Origin of the sequence: Streptomyces albidus (ex Kaewkla and Franco 2022) (assembly GCF_013870515.1) — a bacterium.
Taxonomy (GTDB): Bacteria; Actinomycetota; Actinomycetes; order Streptomycetales; family Streptomycetaceae; genus Streptomyces; species Streptomyces albidus.
In genome coordinates, this window is sequence record NZ_JACBXA010000039.1 from 1 (window position 1) to 20,822 (window position 20,822).

The 20,822-nt window shown below is 68.8% G+C and carries 19 protein-coding genes; 6 read left to right on the top strand and 13 right to left on the bottom strand.

Features of this window, described 5'->3' with window-relative positions; all coding sequences use genetic code 11:
• The 4 genes from H5J26_RS09480 to H5J26_RS09495 form a co-directional block, all read left to right on the top strand.
• Positions 1-776: hypothetical protein (locus H5J26_RS09480; RefSeq protein WP_235980579.1), on the top strand; the 776-nt coding region annotated here is incomplete at its 5' end.
• A 57-nt stretch (positions 777-833) separates the two neighbouring features.
• Entirely contained in the window at positions 834-1,373 is a 540-nt protein-coding gene (locus tag H5J26_RS09485) for a hypothetical protein (protein ID WP_181765307.1), read from the top strand.
• Positions 1,370-1,900 (top strand): GNAT family N-acetyltransferase, encoded by a 531-nt coding sequence (locus H5J26_RS09490; protein ID WP_181765308.1) that lies wholly within the window; start codon positions 1,370-1,372, stop codon positions 1,898-1,900. The genes H5J26_RS09485 and H5J26_RS09490 overlap by 4 nt, the downstream gene beginning before the upstream one ends.
• 9 nt (positions 1,901-1,909) lie before the next feature.
• Positions 1,910-2,491, top strand: a complete 582-nt coding sequence (locus tag H5J26_RS09495) for a class I SAM-dependent methyltransferase (RefSeq protein ID WP_181765309.1) — start codon at positions 1,910-1,912, stop codon at positions 2,489-2,491.
• Between the two features lie 68 nt (positions 2,492-2,559).
• Here H5J26_RS09495 and H5J26_RS09500 read toward each other — a convergent pair whose 3' ends face one another.
• The 8 genes from H5J26_RS09500 to H5J26_RS09535 all read right to left on the bottom strand — a co-directional run bounded on the left by H5J26_RS09500 (position 2,560) and on the right by H5J26_RS09535 (position 10,755).
• Positions 2,560-2,979, bottom strand: a complete 420-nt coding sequence (locus H5J26_RS09500) for a TOBE domain-containing protein (protein WP_181765310.1) — start codon at positions 2,977-2,979, stop codon at positions 2,560-2,562.
• A 229-nt stretch (positions 2,980-3,208) separates the two neighbouring features.
• Complete coding sequence (locus tag H5J26_RS09505; RefSeq protein ID WP_181765311.1) at positions 3,209-4,552, bottom strand: cytochrome P450; 1,344 nt, start codon at positions 4,550-4,552, stop codon at positions 3,209-3,211.
• A 129-nt stretch (positions 4,553-4,681) separates the two neighbouring features.
• Positions 4,682-5,794 carry a selina-4(15),7(11)-diene synthase gene (locus H5J26_RS09510; RefSeq protein WP_309237847.1) on the bottom strand — a complete coding sequence of 371 codons (1,113 nt, stop codon included), beginning with the start codon at positions 5,792-5,794 and terminating at the stop codon, positions 4,682-4,684.
• A gap of 346 nt (positions 5,795-6,140) precedes the next feature.
• Positions 6,141-7,733 (bottom strand): cytochrome P450, encoded by a 1,593-nt coding sequence (locus H5J26_RS09515; RefSeq protein ID WP_309237848.1) that lies wholly within the window; start codon positions 7,731-7,733, stop codon positions 6,141-6,143.
• On the bottom strand, positions 7,730-8,350 hold the full coding sequence (locus H5J26_RS09520) for a GTP-binding protein (protein ID WP_181765312.1): 621 nt from the start codon (positions 8,348-8,350) through the stop codon (positions 7,730-7,732). The genes H5J26_RS09515 and H5J26_RS09520 overlap by 4 nt, the downstream gene beginning before the upstream one ends.
• Positions 8,331-8,684 carry a DUF742 domain-containing protein gene (locus H5J26_RS09525; protein WP_181765313.1) on the bottom strand — a complete coding sequence of 118 codons (354 nt, stop codon included), beginning with the start codon at positions 8,682-8,684 and terminating at the stop codon, positions 8,331-8,333. The genes H5J26_RS09520 and H5J26_RS09525 overlap by 20 nt, the downstream gene beginning before the upstream one ends.
• Entirely contained in the window at positions 8,681-9,085 is a 405-nt protein-coding gene (locus H5J26_RS09530) for a roadblock/LC7 domain-containing protein (protein WP_235980580.1), read from the bottom strand. The genes H5J26_RS09525 and H5J26_RS09530 overlap by 4 nt, the downstream gene beginning before the upstream one ends.
• 2 nt (positions 9,086-9,087) lie before the next feature.
• Entirely contained in the window at positions 9,088-10,755 is a 1,668-nt protein-coding gene (locus H5J26_RS09535) for an ATP-binding protein (protein ID WP_181765314.1), read from the bottom strand.
• 738 nt (positions 10,756-11,493) lie between these two features.
• Between H5J26_RS09535 and H5J26_RS09540 the strand changes: the two genes are divergently transcribed.
• A complete protein-coding gene (locus H5J26_RS09540; RefSeq protein WP_181765315.1) occupies positions 11,494-12,681 on the top strand; it encodes an ANTAR domain-containing protein in 1,188 nt (395 codons plus the stop codon).
• Positions 12,682-12,907: 226 nt separating this feature from the next.
• Here the strand turns inward: H5J26_RS09540 and H5J26_RS09545 are convergent, their stop codons facing one another.
• Positions 12,908-14,140 carry an RNA polymerase sigma factor gene (locus H5J26_RS09545; protein ID WP_181765335.1) on the bottom strand — a complete coding sequence of 411 codons (1,233 nt, stop codon included), beginning with the start codon at positions 14,138-14,140 and terminating at the stop codon, positions 12,908-12,910.
• A gap of 8 nt (positions 14,141-14,148) precedes the next feature.
• Positions 14,149-14,556, bottom strand: a complete 408-nt coding sequence (locus tag H5J26_RS09550; protein ID WP_181765316.1) for a YciI family protein — start codon at positions 14,554-14,556, stop codon at positions 14,149-14,151.
• A gap of 556 nt (positions 14,557-15,112) precedes the next feature.
• On the opposite strand from H5J26_RS09550, the gene H5J26_RS09555 reads away from it, so the two are divergent.
• Positions 15,113-15,673 carry a M23 family metallopeptidase gene (locus tag H5J26_RS09555; protein WP_181765317.1) on the top strand — a complete coding sequence of 187 codons (561 nt, stop codon included), beginning with the start codon at positions 15,113-15,115 and terminating at the stop codon, positions 15,671-15,673.
• Positions 15,674-15,995: 322 nt separating this feature from the next.
• Here the strand turns inward: H5J26_RS09555 and H5J26_RS09560 are convergent, their stop codons facing one another.
• From H5J26_RS09560 to H5J26_RS09570, 3 genes are all read right to left on the bottom strand, one after another.
• Entirely contained in the window at positions 15,996-16,715 is a 720-nt protein-coding gene (locus H5J26_RS09560) for a hypothetical protein (protein ID WP_309237849.1), read from the bottom strand.
• Between the two features lie 193 nt (positions 16,716-16,908).
• Positions 16,909-18,033: a family 43 glycosylhydrolase gene (locus tag H5J26_RS09565; RefSeq protein ID WP_181765319.1), complete on the bottom strand. Its 1,125-nt coding sequence runs from the start codon at positions 18,031-18,033 to the stop codon at positions 16,909-16,911.
• A gap of 1,093 nt (positions 18,034-19,126) precedes the next feature.
• Complete coding sequence (locus H5J26_RS09570; RefSeq protein ID WP_181765320.1) at positions 19,127-20,398, bottom strand: hypothetical protein; 1,272 nt, start codon at positions 20,396-20,398, stop codon at positions 19,127-19,129.
• Between the last annotated feature and the right edge of the window lie 424 nt (positions 20,399-20,822).

Consider the following 20,822-nt stretch of genomic DNA (forward strand, 5'->3'; position numbering starts at 1 on the left):
GCCGGGAGTTGTTCCCCAAGTACCGGCTGGTGGGGTACTGCGGGCTGCCCGGCGCCGCCGCACTGGGACGGCTGGGCAGCGGCGATCCCGGCGAACGCGCCTCGGAGTTGGAGAAGACGGCACGCAAGTACGCGGGCGGGCGCGAACCCCTGCCCGTACTGGAACTCCTGGCCGCCGTCGCCAACCCGAGCGCGGGTCCCGACGGCAAGTACCGCACCCGGACGCCGTCCAAGACCATCCGCCGCTTCCACGAACTGGCGCGGAAGCGGGAGGCGTTGCTGCTCTTGAACATCCAGCCCGGCCGCGCCGCGCCACTGGACGAGGTCAAGGCCCTGCACGAATGGCTCGAGCATCCGGATGTGGGCGTGGCCCTGGACCCGGAGTGGGACATGGAAGGCGGCCAGGTCCCCGGGGAGACCTACGGCCGTACGAGCGCGGGTGAACTCAGCGACGTCGCCGACTACTTGGCCGAGCTGGTCCACGACAAGGACCTTCCGCACAAGCCGCTCGTCTTCCACCAGGTCTCGACCGCGGTCGTCAGCGACGAGAAGGACCTGCGCCCGGCCGACGGAGTCACCCTGATCAAGAGTGCCGACGGCATAGGGTCCCCGGACCTCAAGCGCAGCACGTGGCGGCAGCTCGTCGACGGCATGCCGGAGGGACTGCACACCGGCTTCAAGCTCTTCTACGAGGAGGACACCGAGGGCGGACGCCTGATGAAGCCGGAGGAGGTGCTGAAGCTGCGCCCCGAACCGGAGTACGTGATGTACGAATAGGTGGAACTCTGGGCCCGCATCGCCCCGCACTACCCGTTCGTCCGGCAAGATAGCCGTATGAGTGAACAAGTCACTTCGCCGGTTCTGAGTGCCGGTGTCGACGAGGCGGGACTTCTCGGGCTCGCCCATGGTTACCACCAGCGGCCGACGCGACTGCTCAAGACCACCGAACTGGGTGGGCAGTTGGCCAAGGTGTATGCGATCGAGGCGCCCGGCCGAAGCGTCGACATCGGTGGCAGTGAGCACGCGCTGCACCTCGCGGCGCTCCAGCTCGCGGCGGACCGGGAGACGGGGGCGCTCGGGCTGGCGTTCGTCATGCTGCACGCGGGCGGTGACGGCGACTACGTACTCGTGCACAGCTGGGTCGAGGGCTACATGTCCCGCCTGGCCGTCTTCAACGGGCCCATGGACAGCCCGGCTTCGCTGCGTCCCGCGTCGCGAGGCCTGGCACCGTGCGTGTGGGAGGCGCATGTGATCGCGCACGAGCGCGAGGCCTTCGTCCGCCATGTCCTCGACGCGGACGGGCCGTTGTACGCGCGCATCGCCGCGTGGAGCGACGACGTGCTGACCGTGCAGGCCACCGGCGGGACGCGATGAAGAGCTCCGTCCGGTCCGCCGTGCCCGGCGACATGCACAACGTGGCCGAACTCGCCGCGCTGCACGCGGAGTACGAGAAGGACGACCCGCCGCCCTCCGACCTGGCGGAGCGGCTGGCTGCGGCGCTCTTCGGGGACGGGGCGCCGGGTCTGCGCTGCTTCGTGGCGGAGCTGTCCGGAGGGGAGCTGGCCGGATACGCCACCTGCGCACCGGAGTTCGCGACCTGGCAGGGCCGGAACTACATGCACCTGGACTGCCTGTATCTGCGCGAGACCCACCGCGGACTCGGACTCGGCGCCCGGCTGATGGAGGCCGTCATCGCCGAAGCCGCCTCGATGGGTATCGAAGAGGTGCAGTGGAACACTCCCACCTGGAACGAGGGAGCCATCCGCTTCTACGACCGGCTGGGCAGCACGCGCCGGCAGAAGCAGCGGTACACGCTGCGGCTCTCACCGGCCGCCATGCGCGGCAGCGGCGCGGCGTGCCGCCCCGTCCAGGCCGTGGCGGACCAGCCCGGACCGCCTTAACGTCTTCACATGCCGATGAACAGAGCGCACCGCAAGCTGTGCAGTTCCGAGAAATGGGCACAGGGCGTGCGCGACCGCCTGCTGCCCTGGGCCCTGGAGCACGTCGACCTCGGCGACGACGTGCTGGAACTCGGCCCGGGGTACGGCGCCAACCTCCGTGTGCTGATCGACCAGGTGCCCAGCCTCACCGCGATCGAGATCGACGGGGACACGGCACGGCTGCTCCAGGAGGGGTGGGGAGACCGCGCCACCATCCTCCACGGTGACGCCTCCGCGCTGCCGCTGCCGGACGGCACGTTCTCGTCCGTGGTCTGCTTCACGATGCTGCACCACGTGCCGAAGGCGGAGACCCAGGACGAGATCTTCCGCGAGGCGTTCCGGGTGCTGCGTCCGGGCGGGATCTTCGCGGGCAGCGACAGCCAGCCGAACCTGCGCTTCCGGCTGCTGCACATCGGCGACACCATGAACACGCTGCGCCCGAAGGAGCTTCCGGGGCGGCTGGAGGCGGCCGGATTCACCGACGTCTCCGTGGACCGCCACCCGGAGAGCGGCGGGGTGCGGTTCCGCGGACGACGGCCCGTGGAGGCGTAGGCACCCTCGGCCTCCGGCTGAGGTCCCGTGGCGTGCGGTCGGGTCGCCCCTGGCGTCCACAGACGCCCTCAGGCGTCGGCCAGCGAGACCTCGGTGGACTTGATCAGAGCGACCACGGACGCACCCGGTGCGAGGTCCAGTTCGGCGACCGCGTCCCGGGTGACCGCGGCGGTGACCTCGCCGCCGTCGACCCCGACCTTGACGTCGGCCATGGCCCCGCCCGTCGTGATGTCGGTGATCTTCCCGGGGAGCCGGTTGCGGATGCTCAGCCCCTCGACACCACCGGTGGCGAGGGAGACCTCCGTGGACTTGGCGAGGACGCGCACGGGGGAGCCGATGGACAGGTCCAGGTCCCCGACCGCCTCCGACGTGATCACCGACGTGACCGTCTGTCCGCCCGACAGCCGGACCTTGACCGCGGCCACCGCTTCACCGGCCGCGATGTCGCTGACCGCGCCGGTGAGTTGATTGCGGATGCTCAACTTCATCGAGAGCCACCTCTCAGTGGGATGAGGTGAGGCTTTCATGGTGCTTCGTCCTCAAGGCTAGTCGCGACCGGGACGAGCCCGTACTCATGAGGCAAGCCGCACGGGGGTAGCTCGATGCGCTGCGGCGATTACTTAACGCGTATCGATGGTTACTGGCGCGTGTGGGGCTCGATCGGAGGGCGGGCCGTACGCGGCATCGCGCCCGGCCCGCCCTCTGGTGCGGCGGGCGTCAGCCCTTCCTGGGCGTCACCGTCATCGGGAGGCTGTCGGGGTGCGCGACCGCCGAGGCCACCTCCTTCACGGTGTGTCCAGGCTGAAGCTGGAACTTCCACCGGGTGAGGACCGTCGCCAGCGTGATGACGATCTCCGTCCAGGCGAAGCCGTCTCCGATGCACTTGCGGTTGCCCGACCCGAACGGGACGTAGCCCTCCCGGGGCAGGTCCGCGCTGCGCTCCGGCAGCCAGCGGTCCGGGTCGAAGCGTTCGGGGTCGGTGTAGAGGCGCGGGTCGCGGTGGAGCGCGTACAGGCTGAAGCCGATCTCGGTGCCTACCGGGAGCTCGCGGCCCCCGAGTCGGACCGGCGCGGTCGACTGCCGCATCAGCAGCGGCACCGAGTGCATCCGGGAGATCTCCTTCAGCACGCGGTCCATGTACTCCAGCTTGGCCACGTCGTCGAAGGTGATGGGACGGTCGCCGATCAGGTCGTCGAGTTCCGCCAGGAGGCGTTCCTCGACCTCGGGGTGGGAGGCGAGTTCGTGGAAGGTCCACGCGAGTGTGGAGGCCGTGGTCTCGGTGCCGGCGAACATGATCGCGACGAGTTCGTCACGGATCTCCCGGTCACTGAGCTTGTCGCCGGTGTCGGCGTCGCGGGCGGCCATCAGCGTCGAGAGCAGGTCCTGGCAGTCCGCGTCGCCCTGCTGGTGCGAGATCGCGATGACGTCGTCGATGACCTTGCGCAGCCGGGTCGCGGCGGCGTCGAAGCGGCGGTTGGCGGGGATCGGGACCTTGTCGAGCAGCCGGGGCGTCACTGCCCTCACCAGGGCGTTCTTCAGCAGGATCGGCACGTCGCTGATCACCGCCTCGGCGGCGGGCCGGCTGATGTCCGCGGAGAACATGGTCTCGGCGAGCGTGCCGACGGAGAACTGCGCCAACTCCTCGTCCACGGCGATGGTCTGGCCCGGCTCCCACGCGTCGGCCATCTCGCGTGCCCGCTTGGCCATGACGTCCGCGTACCCGGCGATGCGGGCGTGGTGGAACATCGGTTGCATCAGCCGGCGATGCCGCTTGTGTATGTCGGAGGGGGCGGTCGGCAGGGCGTCGCCGACGAGGGTGCGCGCCCGAACGAAGAAGCGGCCCTTGTCGAAGTTGCGGGCCTTGGTGACCAGAAGCTCGTGTGTGAGTTCGGCGCTGGTCACGAAGTAGATCGGCAGGGTGCCGACGTCGACCCGTACGAGATCGCCGGTATCTCGCAGCGACTTCATGAAGTCGAGTGGATGTCGCAGCAGCGGCAGGGCGTGGCCCACCAACGGCAGACGCTTGGGGGCGCGGGGGACGGCTTTGAGTTCAGCACTCACTTTCGCAACTCCTTCGGGCTGAAGTGGGGGGAGGACCGGGTGGAGGCGCAGCGATGTGTCGGTGATTCAGTTGTTCGACGGTTCAGTTGGTCTACGGATCAGTTGGTCCACGGCACATCGGACGGCGAGTCAGACGCTCGCTGCGGTCCGGATCGCGCCACTGAGCGGCTGAAACGTTTCGTTCTCCGGGAGCTCCGGAAGGAGGTCCCACCACCAGGCGACCGCCGGGATGTCCAGTGCCTCACGGCTGTCGTCGGTGGGGGTGTCACGGAAGGTCGAGGGCAGATCGGCCGGGTCGTCGGGGGTCGTGTAACGGCGCGAGCTGATGCCCCAGTCCTGGGCGCCGCGTATGAACGAGCCCAGGCTCTCCAGGTACTGGCGAAGCTGCGGGCTGCCCGTGGCGGCGAGTTGGTCGCGCAGGCGCAGGAACAGGCACATGACGCGGTCGCGTTGGGCCACCGCCTCCGTCAACGCGTCCGCGGGGCTGAGTTCCTGCTCGTGCTCCAGCACGCGCAGCACGTTGAGGTAGTACTGCTGGGCCCTGCTCTCCTTGTGGTACGAGAAGAGGTCGTTGTCCCAGGTGATGATGAAGTAGGCCATCTCCGCCGCGGCGCGGACGGCCGTGCTGTCGCGCTCGTTGGGGTGCAGCTCGTAGCCGTGCCCCATCTCCAGCAGCGGCAGCACGACTGACGTCGCGCCGTCGTAGAGACGCATCAACGTGTAGTCGTTGAGGTCCGGGACGGTCTCGTGGCTGCGGTGCGAGGCCTCCCAGACCACCGAGAGGAAGTACTCGCGCAGGGCGTCCACCCAGCGCGCCTCCTGGCTCGGCGTCGCGTACCGGGAGACGCGGCGACGCAGATCCCTGAGTCCAGCGGCCAGCGGATCAAGGGTCAGCATGGGCACCTCGGGGTTCTGCGCGACGCGCAGCATCCGGGAGAGCTCGCCCACGAGTTCGGCGGGGTCCTTGCCCAATTCGCCCTCCTCGCAGAGGCCGTCGTCCACACCGAAGAGCCAGATGATGAAGTCGGCGAGTATCGACACGACTTCCTCGCGGCCCTCCGGCAGCACGCGGGCAGCGAAGGTTCCGATGTCGTGTGCGATCAGTTTCCGGCGCAGTTCCTCGGAGCCGATGCCGAAGGCCGTGGCCCACGCTCCGGTCCGGTCGTTGATCTGCCTGTGCCGGGGATGTATCGCGGGCGGTATGGGAGAAAAAACGGGCGGCACCATCAACCCGTGCTCCACTGTCGATCACCTCAGTTCCGGGCGGCCTTGCCGCTGTCCACACAACTTCCGGGCAGGCAACCGCTTTCTGCGGTCCTGCACCGCGCACAACAAGCCAATACCGAGTACTGCCTGGGGTAACGCGACTCCCGCGACACTGCGAGCGGCTACGCCACCACCGTCCGTTATATGGGCACCACCACTTAAGCAAGGGGCGTATCCGGCCACAAGGGAGCAGACATGGCGCACAGTTGACGCGGCCCGCGCATACGACGGCAAACCCCAGTTCAGGAGCCTGTGACCATGCAACACGCGTAGTTGTGAAGGAAGTTGAGGCCGGATCTTGATCAGGTTCCGGTTAGCAGCTCTATCGCCGCCCCTGCAGACGCTGCTTCAGCGATGCCCACCACGAGGTGGGCCGGGCCGCCGGGACGGTTTCGGGCAGAGGCGCCGACGCCGGCGCCTGCGGCGTACGCAACGGGGGGAGCTCGACGGAGGGGACGCTCGGGCCGGGGCGTGCGGGCCCCTTGGAGCGACGTGCGGTGAACTCCACGGGGAGGGCGACCAGTCGGCGGGACATCAGCGCGTTGTCCCACTTCAGACGCTCCTCGGGGACGCCGAGGCGCAGATCGGGCAGGCGCGAGAGCAGGGTGTCGATTCCCGTGTCGACGATGGCCCTGCCCAGGTCCTGGCCCGGGCACTCGTGCGGGCCGCCGCTGAACGCCAGGTGTGAACGATTGCCGTGCATGGGCGTGGACTTGTCGGGGCGGATCTGCGGATCGGCGTTGCCCGCGGCGAGGCCGAGGAGCAGCATGTCGCCGGTCTTGATCGTCTTCCCCGCGAGCTGTGCGTCGCCGGTCGCCCAGCGGCCGATATTCGTCGTCATCGGGGGCTCGTCCCACAGCACCTGTTCCAGCGCGTCGGGCAGCGTCATATGCCCACCGGCCAGAGTTGCGCGAAACCGGCTGTCGGTCAGGACGAGCCGCAGGGTGTTGGCGATCAGGTTGACGGTCGGCTCGTTCGCCGAGACGAGCAACACCCGCAGGTGCTCGCGTACTTCGTCGCCCGTCAGCTGGGCGGGGTGCTCCAGCAGCTTGGACGCCACGTCGTGTCCGGGCGAGACCCGCTTGCGGTCGACCAGCTCCTGGAGGGCGACGGTGATGTACTCGTTGCTCGCCACCGCCGTCTCGGTGCCCTGGATCATGTCCTTGGCCGCATCGACGAGCCGGGGGCCGTAGTCGTCCGGCATGCCGAAGAGCTGGGTGATGACGCGCATCGGCAGCTGGTCGGCGAACTGCTCGACGAGATCGGCCCGTCCGCTGCCCTCGAAGTTGTCGATCAGCTGGTTGGCGAAGCGCGTGACGTACCGCCGGATGCCTCGCGCCTCGAAGCGCGCCAGGCTCTCGGTGACGGCCTTGCGCAGCCGCGCGTGCTCCTCGCCGTCGGCGAAGACGCACAGCGGCTGCCACGTCGTCAGCGGGGCCAGCGGATGGTCCGGCGGCACCTTGCCCTGCTGCATGTCGCGCCACAGGCGCGAGTCGCGGGAGAAGAGCGAGGGCGTGCGCGAGACCTCCAGGTTCTCGCGGTGCCCGAGAACCAGCCATGCCGGGCGGTCGCCGGGCAGCAGCACCGGCGCCACGGCCCCGTGCTCGTCGCGCAGCTGCTCGTACAGAGCCCTCGGGTCCGCGTCGGCCTCCGGCCCGTACAGCCGCCGCGCACTCTCCGGGCTGTGTCCGTGAGCCGGGCAGCCCGGCGGCGGGGAGGGGAAGGCCTCGCGGGCGAACGGGTCCTGTGCGAACGGGTCCTGTGCGAACGGGTCGTGAGCGTCGTGCGCGGAGGCGTCCTGGGCGTGGGTGCCCTGGGCGTGCGGCTCCGCGTGGCCGGAGGCGGCCGCGTCGGTGTTCACCTGATCGGGCAGTGCCTGACCGGGCAGCGACGGGTCGGGAGTTGGAGAGGTCACTTCGCCTCCGAGGTCAGTGCAAGAGAGCGCAGATAGTGCATGAGCTGCAGAAGGACGTCCTGGCCGGAATGCCGTCGGCGGGCGTCGCACGTGATGATCGGGACTCCCTCGGGCAGGTCCAGCGCACCGCGCAGCTCCTCCACGGGGTAATCGGGCGCCTCCGGGAAGGAGTTGACGGCGACCACGAACGGGACTCCGGACTCCTCGAGCCGGCCGATCACGTCGAAGCTCACCTCGAGACGACGCGTGTCCACGAGCACGACGGCACCGAGCGCGCCGTCGAAGAGGCCGTTCCACAGGAACCAGAAGCGCTGCTGCCCCGGCGTCCCGAACAGGTAGAGCACCAGCTCCTCGTTGAGGCTGATGCGGCCGAAGTCCATCGCCACGGTGGTCTGGTTCTTGCGCTCCACGCCGGCGATGTCGTCCACGCTCTCGCCGGCCTGGGTCATCGTCTCTTCGGTCGTCAGCGGGCGGATCTCGCTCACGGAACGGACCAGCGTCGTCTTGCCGACGCCGAAGCCGCCGACGATCACCACCTTGACGGCGGAGCTGGCCGAGGACGGCAGTCTGTCTTCGCTCCGAGGCCCCGTAGCCGTCTCAGAGATTCCGGAGTCCATGGATCACCGCCTCAATAAGTTCGATGTCGGGAAGCGACGGGGCGGGCGATCGCGCCTCGACCCGTTCCTCGGCAAGCAGATCCGCGAGCAGCACGGTGATCACGCTCACGGGAAGTCCCAGGTAGGCGGAGATCTCCGCCACGGACAGTGGAGAGTTGCACACGCGTAGAATCGAGGCGTGCTCCGGCTGCATGCCCACCTGAGGGTCGGCGCGGGCCACGATCAGGGTGACCAGGTCGAGTCCTCGGTGCTCAGCCGGGTCGGTGCGGCCGCCGGTGATCACGTACAGCCGCTCGGGCCCGCCCTCGTCCCAGTCCGCAACTCCCCGTCTCATACGGCCAATCCGCCGTCACGCGGGGGGCTGGTCAGATGCTCTCCGATCCGGGCGACCAGATCGCGCATGCGTCCTCCGACGAGGCCCGCGTCGACGCCCTCGTCCGCCAGAACCGCCAGGTGTGCGCCGGCTCCCGCCGCCATCAGGTACATGAAGCCGCCGTTCACCTCGATGACGACCATCCTCATGCGCCCGTCGCTGTGCGGGAATTCAGCGGCCACGGCCGAGGACAGGCTCTGCAGCCCCGAACCGATCGCGGCCAGCCGGTCGGCGGTGTCGGTGTCCGTGCTGTGCTTCGCCATGCACAGACCGTCGGAGGAGAGCACCACCACGTAACGGGTCTGGGGGACGCTCTCCGCCAGATCCTTCAGCATCCAGTCCATGTCGGCACGCCGCTCCATGCTCACTCACCCTCATCTGACGACGTGTCATCGTTGCCGCGGGCCGGAGCCGTCTTCCGTACCTCACCGGACAGGCCACTCTGCAAATCGGCCATCCACAGGCCGGGCGCCGGCTCGTCCGCCGCGGGCTCGCGCCCCTGGCTGTCCGGCGCGGAGCCGGAGGGGCGTCCTGAGGCGGTGCCGGGGTCGGGGCTGCGGCGGCGACGCTGCGGCAGACCGTTGGCCGTGCGCTCGACAACTGTCGGTGTCTCGTCCTGCACTTCGTCTTCCTGCCGTGCGGGGGCGGCCTCCGGAAGCCAGGGTTCGTGGAGCCGGGCAGCTGTCGTGTGAGTCGCGTCCTGAACCGACGCGTCATGGCCACCGGCACGTACGCCCGGTTCCGCGGGGTCCGGCGTTCCTACGTGCGCCGGGGTCTCCGCGTGCGGCCGGGACGCCTCGGGGGAGTTGGACGGCCCTGCGGAACCGCCCACCCGGCGCGGTGTCTCCGCACCGGGCGTCGCGCCGATGCCGTGGGCGAGCACGGTCGTCGGAGCGGTGGTGATCAGCTTCTTGGGCACGACCAGGACCGCGCGCACACCGCCGTACGCCGAAGGCGGCAGGGAGACCTGGAAGTCGTAGGCCTGCGCGAGGCGCCCGACCACGGCCAGACCGAGTCGCGGCGCCTCGCCGAGGTCGTTCAGGTCGATGCCCGCCTGTGCTTCCTTGAGCCGCTGCTCGGCACGCCCGCGTGCCTCCTCGCTCAGGCCGACGCCGCCGTCCTCGATCTCGATGGCGATGCCGGCGTGCACCTCGCCCGCGGTCAGGTGGACCCGTGCCTTCGGCGGCGAGTACCGCGTCGCGTTGTCCAGCAGTTCGGCGAGCGCGTGGATGAGCGGCTCCACCGCCGGACCGACGACGGCCACGTCGGCGACCGAGTGCAACTCCACACGCTGGTAGTCCAGTACGCGCGACATCGCGCCGCGCAGCACGCTGTAGACCGGGACCGCCTTGCTCCACTGCCTGCCCGGCCGCGCACCGCCGAGAACGGCGATGCTGTCGGCGAGACGGCCGATCAGCGCGGTGCCGTGGTCGAGGCGCAGCAGGTCCGCGAAGAAGTCCGGGTGCTGGCCGTGCCGGTCCTCCATGCCCCGCAGGTCGGTCGCCTGCCGGTGGACGATGGCCTGGACGCGGCGGGCCACGTTGACCACACCGCGCTGTGCGGAGTCGCGAAGGGTCTCCTCGGCCTGGACGGCCTCGACCACCGAACGCATCAACTCCTGGTGCGCTGCCTGGAATTCAGCGCTGAGACCTTCACCGGTGGGCATGGAGGCCAGGACGTCCTCGGCGAACTCGCCTTCCTGCAGGCGCTCCACCGCTTCGGGAAGTCTGTCCTTGGCCAACTGCACGGTGGCGAGTTCCTGCTGGTGCATCCGGCGCCGGAGCATGGCCAGCTCCTCGGCGTGCTGAGCCCGGAGCATGTCCAACGCCCGCCCACGGCGTGCGACTTCAGCTGCGATGATCCCGACGGCCACGGTCGCGACCAGACCGCACACGGCGACGGCGATCCGCGCCTTCTCGGGGACGAGAGCGATGGCGATGCCTGCGGAAACGGTCATCGCGACAGCCGGCAGCAACCACACGAGCACCGGCCCAGACCGTTGACCGCCGGGTGACGATCCGGCTCGAATCATCAGGATCCTCAAATCGATCGAAAAGCTGGTGAGGGCGATGTAGGGCAGCGCGGCAGGCCCGTCAGAGGGTTGCCCCGCGCACAATCCCAAGTCGGCGTAAGGGCAGAGGTGTTGCGACGGCCCTACCGATCCTCGGCAGCATAGTCGGAACCGATCATCTGTGACACAAGGTCTCCGAACATGTGCACTTCGCAGTCCAAATCGCTTCGGGAATAGTGCAGGTCAGGTCAGGAGAAGCTGAATCGCCCGAAAAGTGAGCCAGGCAGACAGGTGCTCCCGGCAACGAAAAACGGAATGCGGCGAGGGCGCGGGGATCACCTGAATATGCGCTCTGGCAGGAATCCGCCGTAGAGAGCCTGTATTGGGCATCGCGCAGAGGTGATTCCAAGCACAGAAGAGTCCCGGCCGAGTCTGACGCAGCTCAACCAACCGGTCAGTACGGCGGATTGCGTGAAGAACCGGCGCACGTTCCATGGTGCTGAAGTCCCGGCGCCGGATGATCAAGGTCCCGGTCCACGTGGATGGGACGGCGGTGCGCATTCGCCGTGCTCCCTCGGCCGGCCCCGGCGCGATCGCGAAGCGGAGCCGTCGGGCCTTGCGGCAGAGGGTCGTCGGCGGCCTCGGGGTCCTCCGGTGTGACGTGCTCCGGCCCGCGTGGTGCCGGGACGATCTTTTTCATAGGGTGGGGCCCCAGGTTCGGACAGAAGCCTCTGGAACGCTGCTGCCCGGAGACCTGTCATGAACCGAGACCTGTCGGCCACGATCACGCTGGACGCCCCCACCGCGTACGCCCCGACGGGACGTGTCGTGGTGCTGCGCCCTGCCGGTCGCCTCGACAGCGTCAACTGCCGTGCGTTCGAGGCCCAGTTGACGGAAATCGGCCGTGCGGACCTCGTCGTCGACCTCTCCGATGTGACGCTCCTGAGCGCGGCCGCCGTCGCCATGCTGACCCGCTTCGGCAAGCGGTGCCACGCGGAGGGCCGCTCCCTCCTCCTCGCCGCCGCCCCGGATCCGGTCGCCGCGTTCCTCCGGCGCGCCCGCCACGACGACGATGCGACACCCGCCTCGTACGACGATCTCCTGGCGGCGTTCGACGCGATCCGGAACTGCTCCGCGGCCACGCAGAATGAGGACGACGGGAGTTCCGGCGACGGGCGACCGCCGATGCAACACCCCACGACCGGGCCCGACTTCGAAGCCGTCTTCCGCGCGTCCACCAGTCCGCTGCTGATCCTGGATCCCGCGCTGATCATCCGGGAGTTGAACGCCGCCTACTCCATGGTCACCCGCCGGGAACCCGACGAACTCATCGGCCGGCACGTCTTCGACGTCTTCCCCGACAACCCCGACGACCCCCAGGCCGACGGGGTGCGGAACTCGAGCGCCTCCTTCCAACGCGTCATCGACCACGGGGTCGCCGACGCGATGAAGGTGCAGAGGTACGACATCCCCTGGGGCGAGGAGAGACGATTCACCGAGAAGTACTGGAGCCCCGTCAACAGCCCTCTCCTCTCGCCCGACCGCGAACTGACGGGACTGCTGCACCACGTCGAGGAGGTCACCGGCTTCCAGCAGCACCTCGCGGAGGTGACCCACGCCTACGAGCGGACCGACACCCCGACGACCGGTACCCATCGAGCCGACGCCCAGCGGCAGTTCGCCCAGTACATCGCCCAGGCCCAACTGGCACGTGACCGGTACGGGGATCTTCAGGAGGAGGTCGCCCAGCTCAAGCAGGCCTTGCACTCCCGCTCAGTCATCGACCAGGCCCTCGGCATCATCATGGGCGAACGCTCGTGCTCCTCGGACGACGCCTTCCAGGTACTGGTCAGGGTCTCCCAGCACTCCAACGCCAAGCTCCGCGACATCGCCCACGCCCTCGTCCGCCGGGCCACCGCCAGTGACAAGGGCTCCACCTCGCGCTGACGGCACCGCGCGGGACAGGGGCAACTGGCCCCGGACGTCGACCGGTTGGGCCGGGTCCGCGGACGGATGGCCTCCCGCCGGGGATGCCCGGGGTGTGCCCCGGCGGTGCCCGGGGATGTCCGGCGATCAGGCTGAGGTGCCTGGCGGGCGCCGCCACCACCTGACAGCGCAGGTAGTGGCGGCGTACCTCTGCGGATGCGGGACGGGGAATCCGGGCGCGACCCCGTCAGCGGGACAAGCGGGTGTTGAGCCGGGCGGCCTGGCGCGTCAGATGGTCGCGCTCGGCGAGGTTGGGCGCCTGCTGGGCCGCCTCTGCGTACAGCCGTGCTGCCGTCTCCAGGTCACCGTCGCGCTCGTGGAGGTACGCCGCCACCGCGGTGCGGCGGGGCAGGGGCCCCTTGCTCGACGAGTTCGGGGAGGAGTCGTCCAGCGCCGCGAGCGCTGCCAGCCCGGCGCGCGGCCCGTCGGCCTCGCCGACGGCCACCGCGCGGTTGAGCCGGACGACCGGGTTGTCGGTCAGGCGCGCGAGCTCGTCGTACCACTCGACGATCTGCACCCAGTCCGTCTCCTCGGCGGCGGGCGCGTCAGCGTGGAGTGCCGCGATGGCGGCCTGGGCCTGGTATTCGCCCAGCCGGTCGAGGGCGAGGGCCGCCTGCAGTATCTCGACGCCCTCGGCGATGGCCCCGGTGTCCCAACGGCCGCGGTCCTGCTCGGCGAGCGGCACCAGACTGCCGTCGGGCGCGGTCCGGGTGGCACGCCGGGCGTGGTGGAGCAGCATGAGGGCGAGCAGCCCCGCCACCTCGGGATGGTCGAACGCGGCGGCGAGCTGCCGGGTGAGCCGGACGGCCTCGGCGGCGAGGTCGACGTCGCCCGAGTAGCCCTCGTTGAAGACCAGGTAGAGGACGCGCAGCACGGTGGCGACGTCGCCGGGCTGGTCGAACCTTCCCCGAGCCCTCCGAGCAGGGGAGACCCCGTTGTCGGAGAGCGTCCGCTTGGCCCGGCTGATGCGCTGCGCCATGGTCGCCTCCGGCACCAGGTAGGCCTGGGCGATCTGGCGGGTGGTCAGCCCGCCCACGGCGCGCAGCGTGAGCGCGACCGCGGACGACGGCGTCAACGACGGGTGGGCGCACAGGAAGTAGAGCTGGAGCGTGTCGTCCACCGCAGGCACGGACCCGGGCACCGGCTCCTCCTCGACGAGGTCCTCACGCCGGCGGCGGGCGGCGTCGGCGCGCGTCGCGTCGAGGAACTTGCGCCAGGCGACGGTGACCAGCCACCCCTTGAGGTCCCGCACGGACTCTCCGCTGCTCGAAGAGCCCGGGGACGGGTCGGCCGTCCCGATCCGGAGCGCCTCGATCAGGGCCTCCTGCACGGCGTCCTCGGCCGCCGCGAAGTCGGCTCCGCGGCGGACGAGGACGGCGAGCACACTCGGCACGAGGCTCCGGAGCAGTGCCTCGTTCATCTCAGAGGTCACTCCGTGATGGTGGGCGGCTCGGTCAGGAACGGGCGCAGCTCGAGCCACTCGTGGATCGGCTTGCCGCCCGCGCCAGGAGCGGCGGACAGTTCCCCGGCCAGCTCGACGGCACGCTCGTAGCTGTCGACGTCGATCACCATCCAGCCGGCGATGAGGTCCTTGGTCTCCGCGAACGGGCCGTCGGTGACCGGCGGCCGGCCCTCGCCCTCGTACCGGACCCACGTTCCCTCAGGAGCCAGCGCCTGACCGTCGACGAACTCGCCGGTCCCTTCGAGCCTGGCCGCGAAGTCCTGCATGTACTTCACGTGGGCCGAGATCTCCTCCGGCGTCCACTTGTCCATGGGCACGTCGTTCACCGCCGCAGGGGCGCCGCGGTAGTGCTTGAGCAGCAGATACTTGGCCATCGTGTTCTCCTCGGTGCCGGTGCGACCATTTTGGTCGCCTTCACTGCGGGGACGGAGCCGATCGCGGCTTCTCGACACCCCCGGCCGAACTTTTTTCGACGTCCTTGTAGAGCCGGGCTGAGCCGCCTCGAGGTGCCCGGCCGCGGAGCGGTGCGAGGGCGCGGCGAGGCACGGCGCCGAGACCATGATCGCCGAAGAGCTCGACGCCGAGGCCCGCGCCGACGCGGCGCACCAGCGCAGTGCGCGGCAGTCCCGGTTGCCGGCGTCCACACCCGGCAGGCTGCGGAATCCCAATTCAGCCTGCTGCAGCCCTACTTGCCTGACTGCCCCGAAGCCACCTGGTTGGGCGCCTGCTTCGGGCAGGTGTGCCCCCTCACCTGGCTTCCCGGAACGGCGCCGGGGTCAATGCCCCGCCGTGGTGGCGAGGTTCCAGCGCTGCCTGCTCGTGGCGCGGCGCTGTGCGAGAGCGTCCAGGTCCAACCCCCTCGGTCGCGGGTACGCTGCCGCAGCAAGAACTGTTGTGTCCACGACAAGAGCCTCACTCGGAGAGCCCTTTATGAAGAAGCGAACCGGCATCGTGCTGGGCATGATCCTCGTGGCGGGAGCGGCTGCACCGGTCGCGTCCGCCGCGGAGCCGCAGGCGACGAACTTCCAACTCCCCTTCACCTGCGGGGACGCCTGGAGACTCGACACCTGGGGCCACAACCCCGCGCTGGACATGGTCCACGAGCCCGACCAGCACGGGACCGAAGGCGCGCTGCTGATCGCGTCGGAGGCCGGCACCGTCAACATGTCGTTCTGGCACGACAACGCGGGCAACGTGGTCCAGATCAACCACGGCGACGGCCACTTCACCACGTACATCCACATGCAGTCGCGGTCCGTCAACGTGGGCGACTCCGTCGCTCAGGGCCAGGAGATCGGCTTCGTCGGACGGACAGGCGCGGGAGCCAACGACCACCCCCACCTCCACTTCGAGCTCGGCTTCGACGCCAACGGCGACGGGCAGGCCTCCTGGGGCAAAGCCGACTCCGAGCGGGTCAACGCCTCCTTCAACGGGGCCGAGTACGCCGGAGCTAGCCAGACCTGGCGGAACGTCGTGAGCAACAACTGCTGACAGGGACCCCGCACTTCGGCCGGACTGCCCTCGGCCCCCTCGGTTCGCTGCGTCCCGGAGACCCCGAAAGTCACCGGGCGCACGGCCGTCGGGGCCGTCCGCGTTCCCTGCAAGCTGAGAACGGTTCCACGACAGTCGAGCCGGCCCCGGACCACGTGCCGAGGGCGCCCTGGTCGGAGGCGACCCGCCCGAACCGAGCAGCCTGTCGACCGCTTCCCGCACCGACGAACGCGCCGCACGGTTCGTTCGAGGGGGCAAGCCCGGTCACCACGGCCGCTCAAGGGTGCCGGGCTCTTCGTCGATCACGGCTTGCGGACAGGCCTCACGCGCGCCGAATCTGCATCATGGCGACCCTTGCGTGGTGGTTGTCGACGTGCATGGGGACGGACTTGGTCCCGGTCAGCCGGATCTCCGTGCCGTTGGTGCCGGGAACCCAGGCGATCTGATCGATCCCGCGGCTGAACGCGCGCTTTTCGCGTTCGGGCAGGAGCAGTGGCATCGGGCTGCGATTCACGTCGCCGGTCCAGATCACCGGGTAGCCCTGCGAGTGCCAGTGGTCGAGCACGTCGTCACGATGACTGCGGAAGTGCCGTGCCCACATGCGGCCCCGCCAAGCCTCGTGGGGGTCGTCCTTGCCGTTCCACGCTCCGGCGACGTAGTGGGTGTTGACGAACACGAACCTCAGCTGCGGATCGCTTGCCAGCTCCAGCACAGCCTCGGTGATGACGCGATTCGGGGACACGTCATCCATTCCGCCATGGACGGGGGTGACCCTGCGATCGGCGACGTTGAACTCCGTGGGAATCGACATCGGAACTCGATGAGCCGCTTTGTCTGTCTCGAAGACGTTCCGAAAGCCGTTGCCGAAGTGCTCGTTGATCCAGCGCGGCTCCCGGCCGTCGTCGTCTCCCTCGCCGATCTCCTGCCAGCCCACGAGCGGCTTGGCGAGCCGGCCGCCAATCGTCACTGCGTGACGGACATCGCGAATGGCCCGTTCTCGCTGATCGAGGTGCTTGCGTCCGATGTTGGCGGTGACGACCACGAGGCGCTTCCAGCCGGTGGCCGCGCCGACACCGCTGGCGGCGGCCAGTGCTGCGCCGGCCCCGAGAACGGCGCCGCCTCCCAGCACGAGGGCGCGTCTTCTGCTGATCGATTCCATGGGTTTCCCTTCCACGCGGGGTGGGTGAATCCGCGACGAGCTCCGAGTGTCTTGACCGATGGGTGAAGCCGGGCCCTTACTTCACCGCGAATCCGCCGTTGTGCCGTACGAAGGTGCCGGTGACGGGGTACCGCGTCTTGTCCGAACGCTGGAACCAGTGGTAGACGGCTCGGTGGCTTCCGTTCTGAGCCTGGAAGATGTCCATGCCGCCAGGGCCGGTGTGGTTGCCGGGCAGCCCCCGCCACGGTCCAAGGCCGCCCTTCCCCTTGAACCCGAAGTACGGGCGCTTCACGCCGTTGCGCATCGGGGTGCACCTGCTCCGGGGAATCGGCTTGGTGCCGCACTCGGCGATTCCGGTCGCGTAGCGCGCGCTGTTCCAGGCGTTCGCCGAGTAGGCGAGGTGCCAACTCTTGCCCACCTTGAACATCGACGGGTTCTCGACGATGTGGTTGTTGCCCTTGTTCTTCGCGCTGTCCCACGCGATGTCGTTGCTCGTGATCGCGGTACGGCGCGAGGAGAAGTCCTTGTCCGCCCATCCGTTGTCGCCGGCGCCGACAACGGAGACACCACTCTCGATGCCTCGCGCGACCTGATCGTCGCGGTACGCGACGTACAACTGGCCGCCCGCGACGTACGGATTGGCGTCGATGACCCACCTGCCGCTCGCCGGGCAGGCCCACGGACGGCTTCCGCCGTCCTTGAACGGGCCGTTCGCATCCGTCGACCTCGCCAAGCCGATGCACTTCTGCTTCGAGCCCTTCTTGGACATCGTGTAATACATCAGGTACGTGCCCTTGTGCTTGACGACGCCGGGCGCCCACACCCCGCTCGACTTGTCCGCCCAGCCGCCGATGTTCTTCTTCGGCAGCGCGTCACCAACGGCGCAGTCAGCGATTCCGACGTCGTCGCCGGAGCCGTGCCGCAGCATCGGCACCTTGAATCCATGCTTCGTGCCGCCGCACTTGGTGCCCGCACTGCTGGTGCCGTAGGTGATGTAGTCGCCCTCGTCGGTCAGCACCGTGTCCGGGTCGGCCAGCTTGAATTTCGATGCGTCGCGCGTGGACGAGGAATCGCTGCTCGCCACGCCCCCGCCGATAGCGTCCGCAGTCACCGCAGACGTGGCCCCGGCCGCCACCGCTGAAGTAGTGGCGAACACCGCCACTGTCGCCGCCGAGACAAACTTGGCTCTCTTGTTGTTCATGATTCCCTTCCCCCGGTAGCCACGCACGCCCGCAGACCCCGCGCTCTGCGAGGCCGAAGCCGACCGACCACGTGAGAATTCGCAGTTCGGCACCAGGTCGTGATCGGAACCGCAATTGAAGTAGGTGGACATACAAGGCCGATACATTCCGGCCGAGCGGATCGGTCGCCCCCTGACGGCCGGGACGGGCGCGACATGTGCGAAGCGCAAGACGGAGGCCGGCACACGACGGACGCCGGCTGTCGTGCTGACGGGATCGGTACCGCGGGGCGTGTAGAGCTGTTGGTGTCACTCGCCGATGTCACACAGCGGCCCGAGGAGCCGCCCGCCGTGCCCTCTTCGGTGGCTGCCGGGGCGACGCTGGCTGGAGGAGCTCCGGACTCCGCCCAAGCTGATGGATGAGCGCATGGGGCACGAGGACGGCTCAGTGCAGGCACGCTGCTCGGAGGCGTCGGACGCACCGTTGGCCATGCAGCCGTGCTCCCCGGTACTGCCCTCGAAGCCTGCTGAGAGCGCGTCAGGAGTGACGACCGGGGAGTGGAATTCCTTGATCCACTCCCCGCTCACTCCCCAGTGCTCGGCCTGAGGATGCGGTGATGATCTGCGCAATGCGCCTTCGTTGTCGTCGGCTACTGTCAGCGAGTGGTGTCTTGGCAGTCGGCCGCATCGGTCACAGCGGGCATTGGGCTCCGAGCGTCGGCTGCGGGTGGGAACAGGGCCCCAATCACCATCGTGTCGCTGAAGGTGGCGAGTTGGCAGGGAGGGGCCTACATACCGTGAGACGGTCGCCCGGGAAACCCAGCCGGCGACGTCCCAAGAACGGCCGTGAGGAACCGTCCAGAGACCTGGGCAACACGAAAGGCCAGCTCTGCGCCTAACCCGTTGGAGAGGCTTTACTCAGGCCAGCTACGAGGCACCATCCAAGCGAGCCGACGGCGTAGTCATACCGTGCCCGGCTTGCCGGTGCACACCAACAACAGCCGCCGAACCGCCTCCCAGCGACCATGAGTCTCCCGGTACGCCACCATCTGCTGGCCGGACTCCACATCGTCGGAATCTTCCCTGGTCCGCTCCACTGGCCCAAGTGAACGCCCTAGTTGCGGCTTTGGCCTCGCATGACATCGACCAGGTCGGTGCCCACCATCCGTCCCCCGTACAGCGCGCCCCAGGCGATCAACGACACGGCCCCGATTAGCGGCGTCGCCGCACCTTCTGGCATCCCTGCCGCCATTGCCGCGGTCACAGTACCGACCACGATCAAACCCAAGGCGGCCAACCGCACCCATTCCCGGCTCACTACTGGCTTCACGCCGTCAAGTTCTTCGGGGTCCAACAGGGCAAGGGTGCGTCCCTCGGCGTACCGCTGAGCAATCTTCAGCAACGTTCCCGTCGTGTCCTCGAAGACCTTGCCTGTATCGGCTTCCCGGTCTTGCCTGGCCTCCAGTGCGCGCAGGGCGCCAACGACTTGTGCTGCGTGCTCCTTCAACTGGCCTCGCCGGTCCCGTCGTACGCGGCGGTGCCGGACCCGCCATGCGGTCCACACCGCCCGCTCGGCCGCCTTCAAGCTGACCCGTGGCGCATTCAGCTCCGACCTGGACTCCAGTCGCCTGTGAGCCAGCCCTACGCTCCCGCAGACGGCGAGAAGCACCACCACTGGCTGCCACTGGGCCGTCTCCCAATGAATAGAGAGTCGTTCACCTTCGTCGTCAGAACCGGTGCCCCGATACAAGATCGGCACGACCGCACGGAAGACCAAGGCAGACATCACCAGTAAGACAACCCCGATCAGGACGTTGGCCGTATCCATGGGGTCAGCCCACGGAGCCGTCACCACCGGGCCCACCGTTTCCCGCACCCATCCGACGCCTCGCCACAGCCACACGAGCAGGTCCGTGACTGCCTCGCAGTTCTTGGCGGGGTCCGACTGATTGGGAAACATGTCGGACGGGGCCGGCTCTTCCCGTGCGCAGAAGCGTTGCGCTGGAGGCTTGCTGCCCGGGGGGCTCACCAGGTACGTGACGTAGTCAACGAGCGCGGTCACGAGCGAGCCCACGTTGAGCAGCAGGTACACGAGAGAGCACAGCTTGAACACGTGCCATACGACCGCCCGGGGCGTGGCCTCGTACCAGACACGGACGGCCTTCTTCACTCCAGCCCATCCGCGCGTCGACGGCTGCGCCACCCGTGACGTCGCAAGGACTCCTGGCCGTAGGTGCCTCACGGCGTTGTCAACCAGCCGCACTGAGCGGGAGGAGATCCACGTGTCCCAGCGCTCTTTGAGGAACCTCTCCCAGACCACCCCAAGCAGTACGAGGCCGGCCACGACGGCGACACTCTTCGCCACGGCTATGAGGTGTTCGGACACCCTGGCAGTTTGATCCAACCTCTTTCCCTGTGCAGCAGGTTTGGTCGGCTTTGGCCGACAGCCGCCCACAACTTTCGTGCGGCGCTCCGTTCAGGTCAGTTGCGGCATGCAGGTCTCGCAGAACTCGACCTGTCGCCCCTCACGTCGGCGCTGGTCGACTCAGTACTCGTGGACCTCGTCGTCGCCGTAGTTGGTGATGCCGCTGGCACGAGGACTATCCGTGCGTGACCATGGCTGGAGGGCTGAAGTTCCTTGATCCACTCCCCGCTCACTCCCCAGAGACGCCGCATCACGAGTCAGGGCCGGTCTCCCGTGAAGGGAGACCGGCCCTGACCTGCTGTCTCTTCTGTCGGGGTGGCGGGATTTGAACCCACGACCTCTTCGTCCCGAAGCAATCCGGCGGGTCTGCCGACGTGCGAGTTGG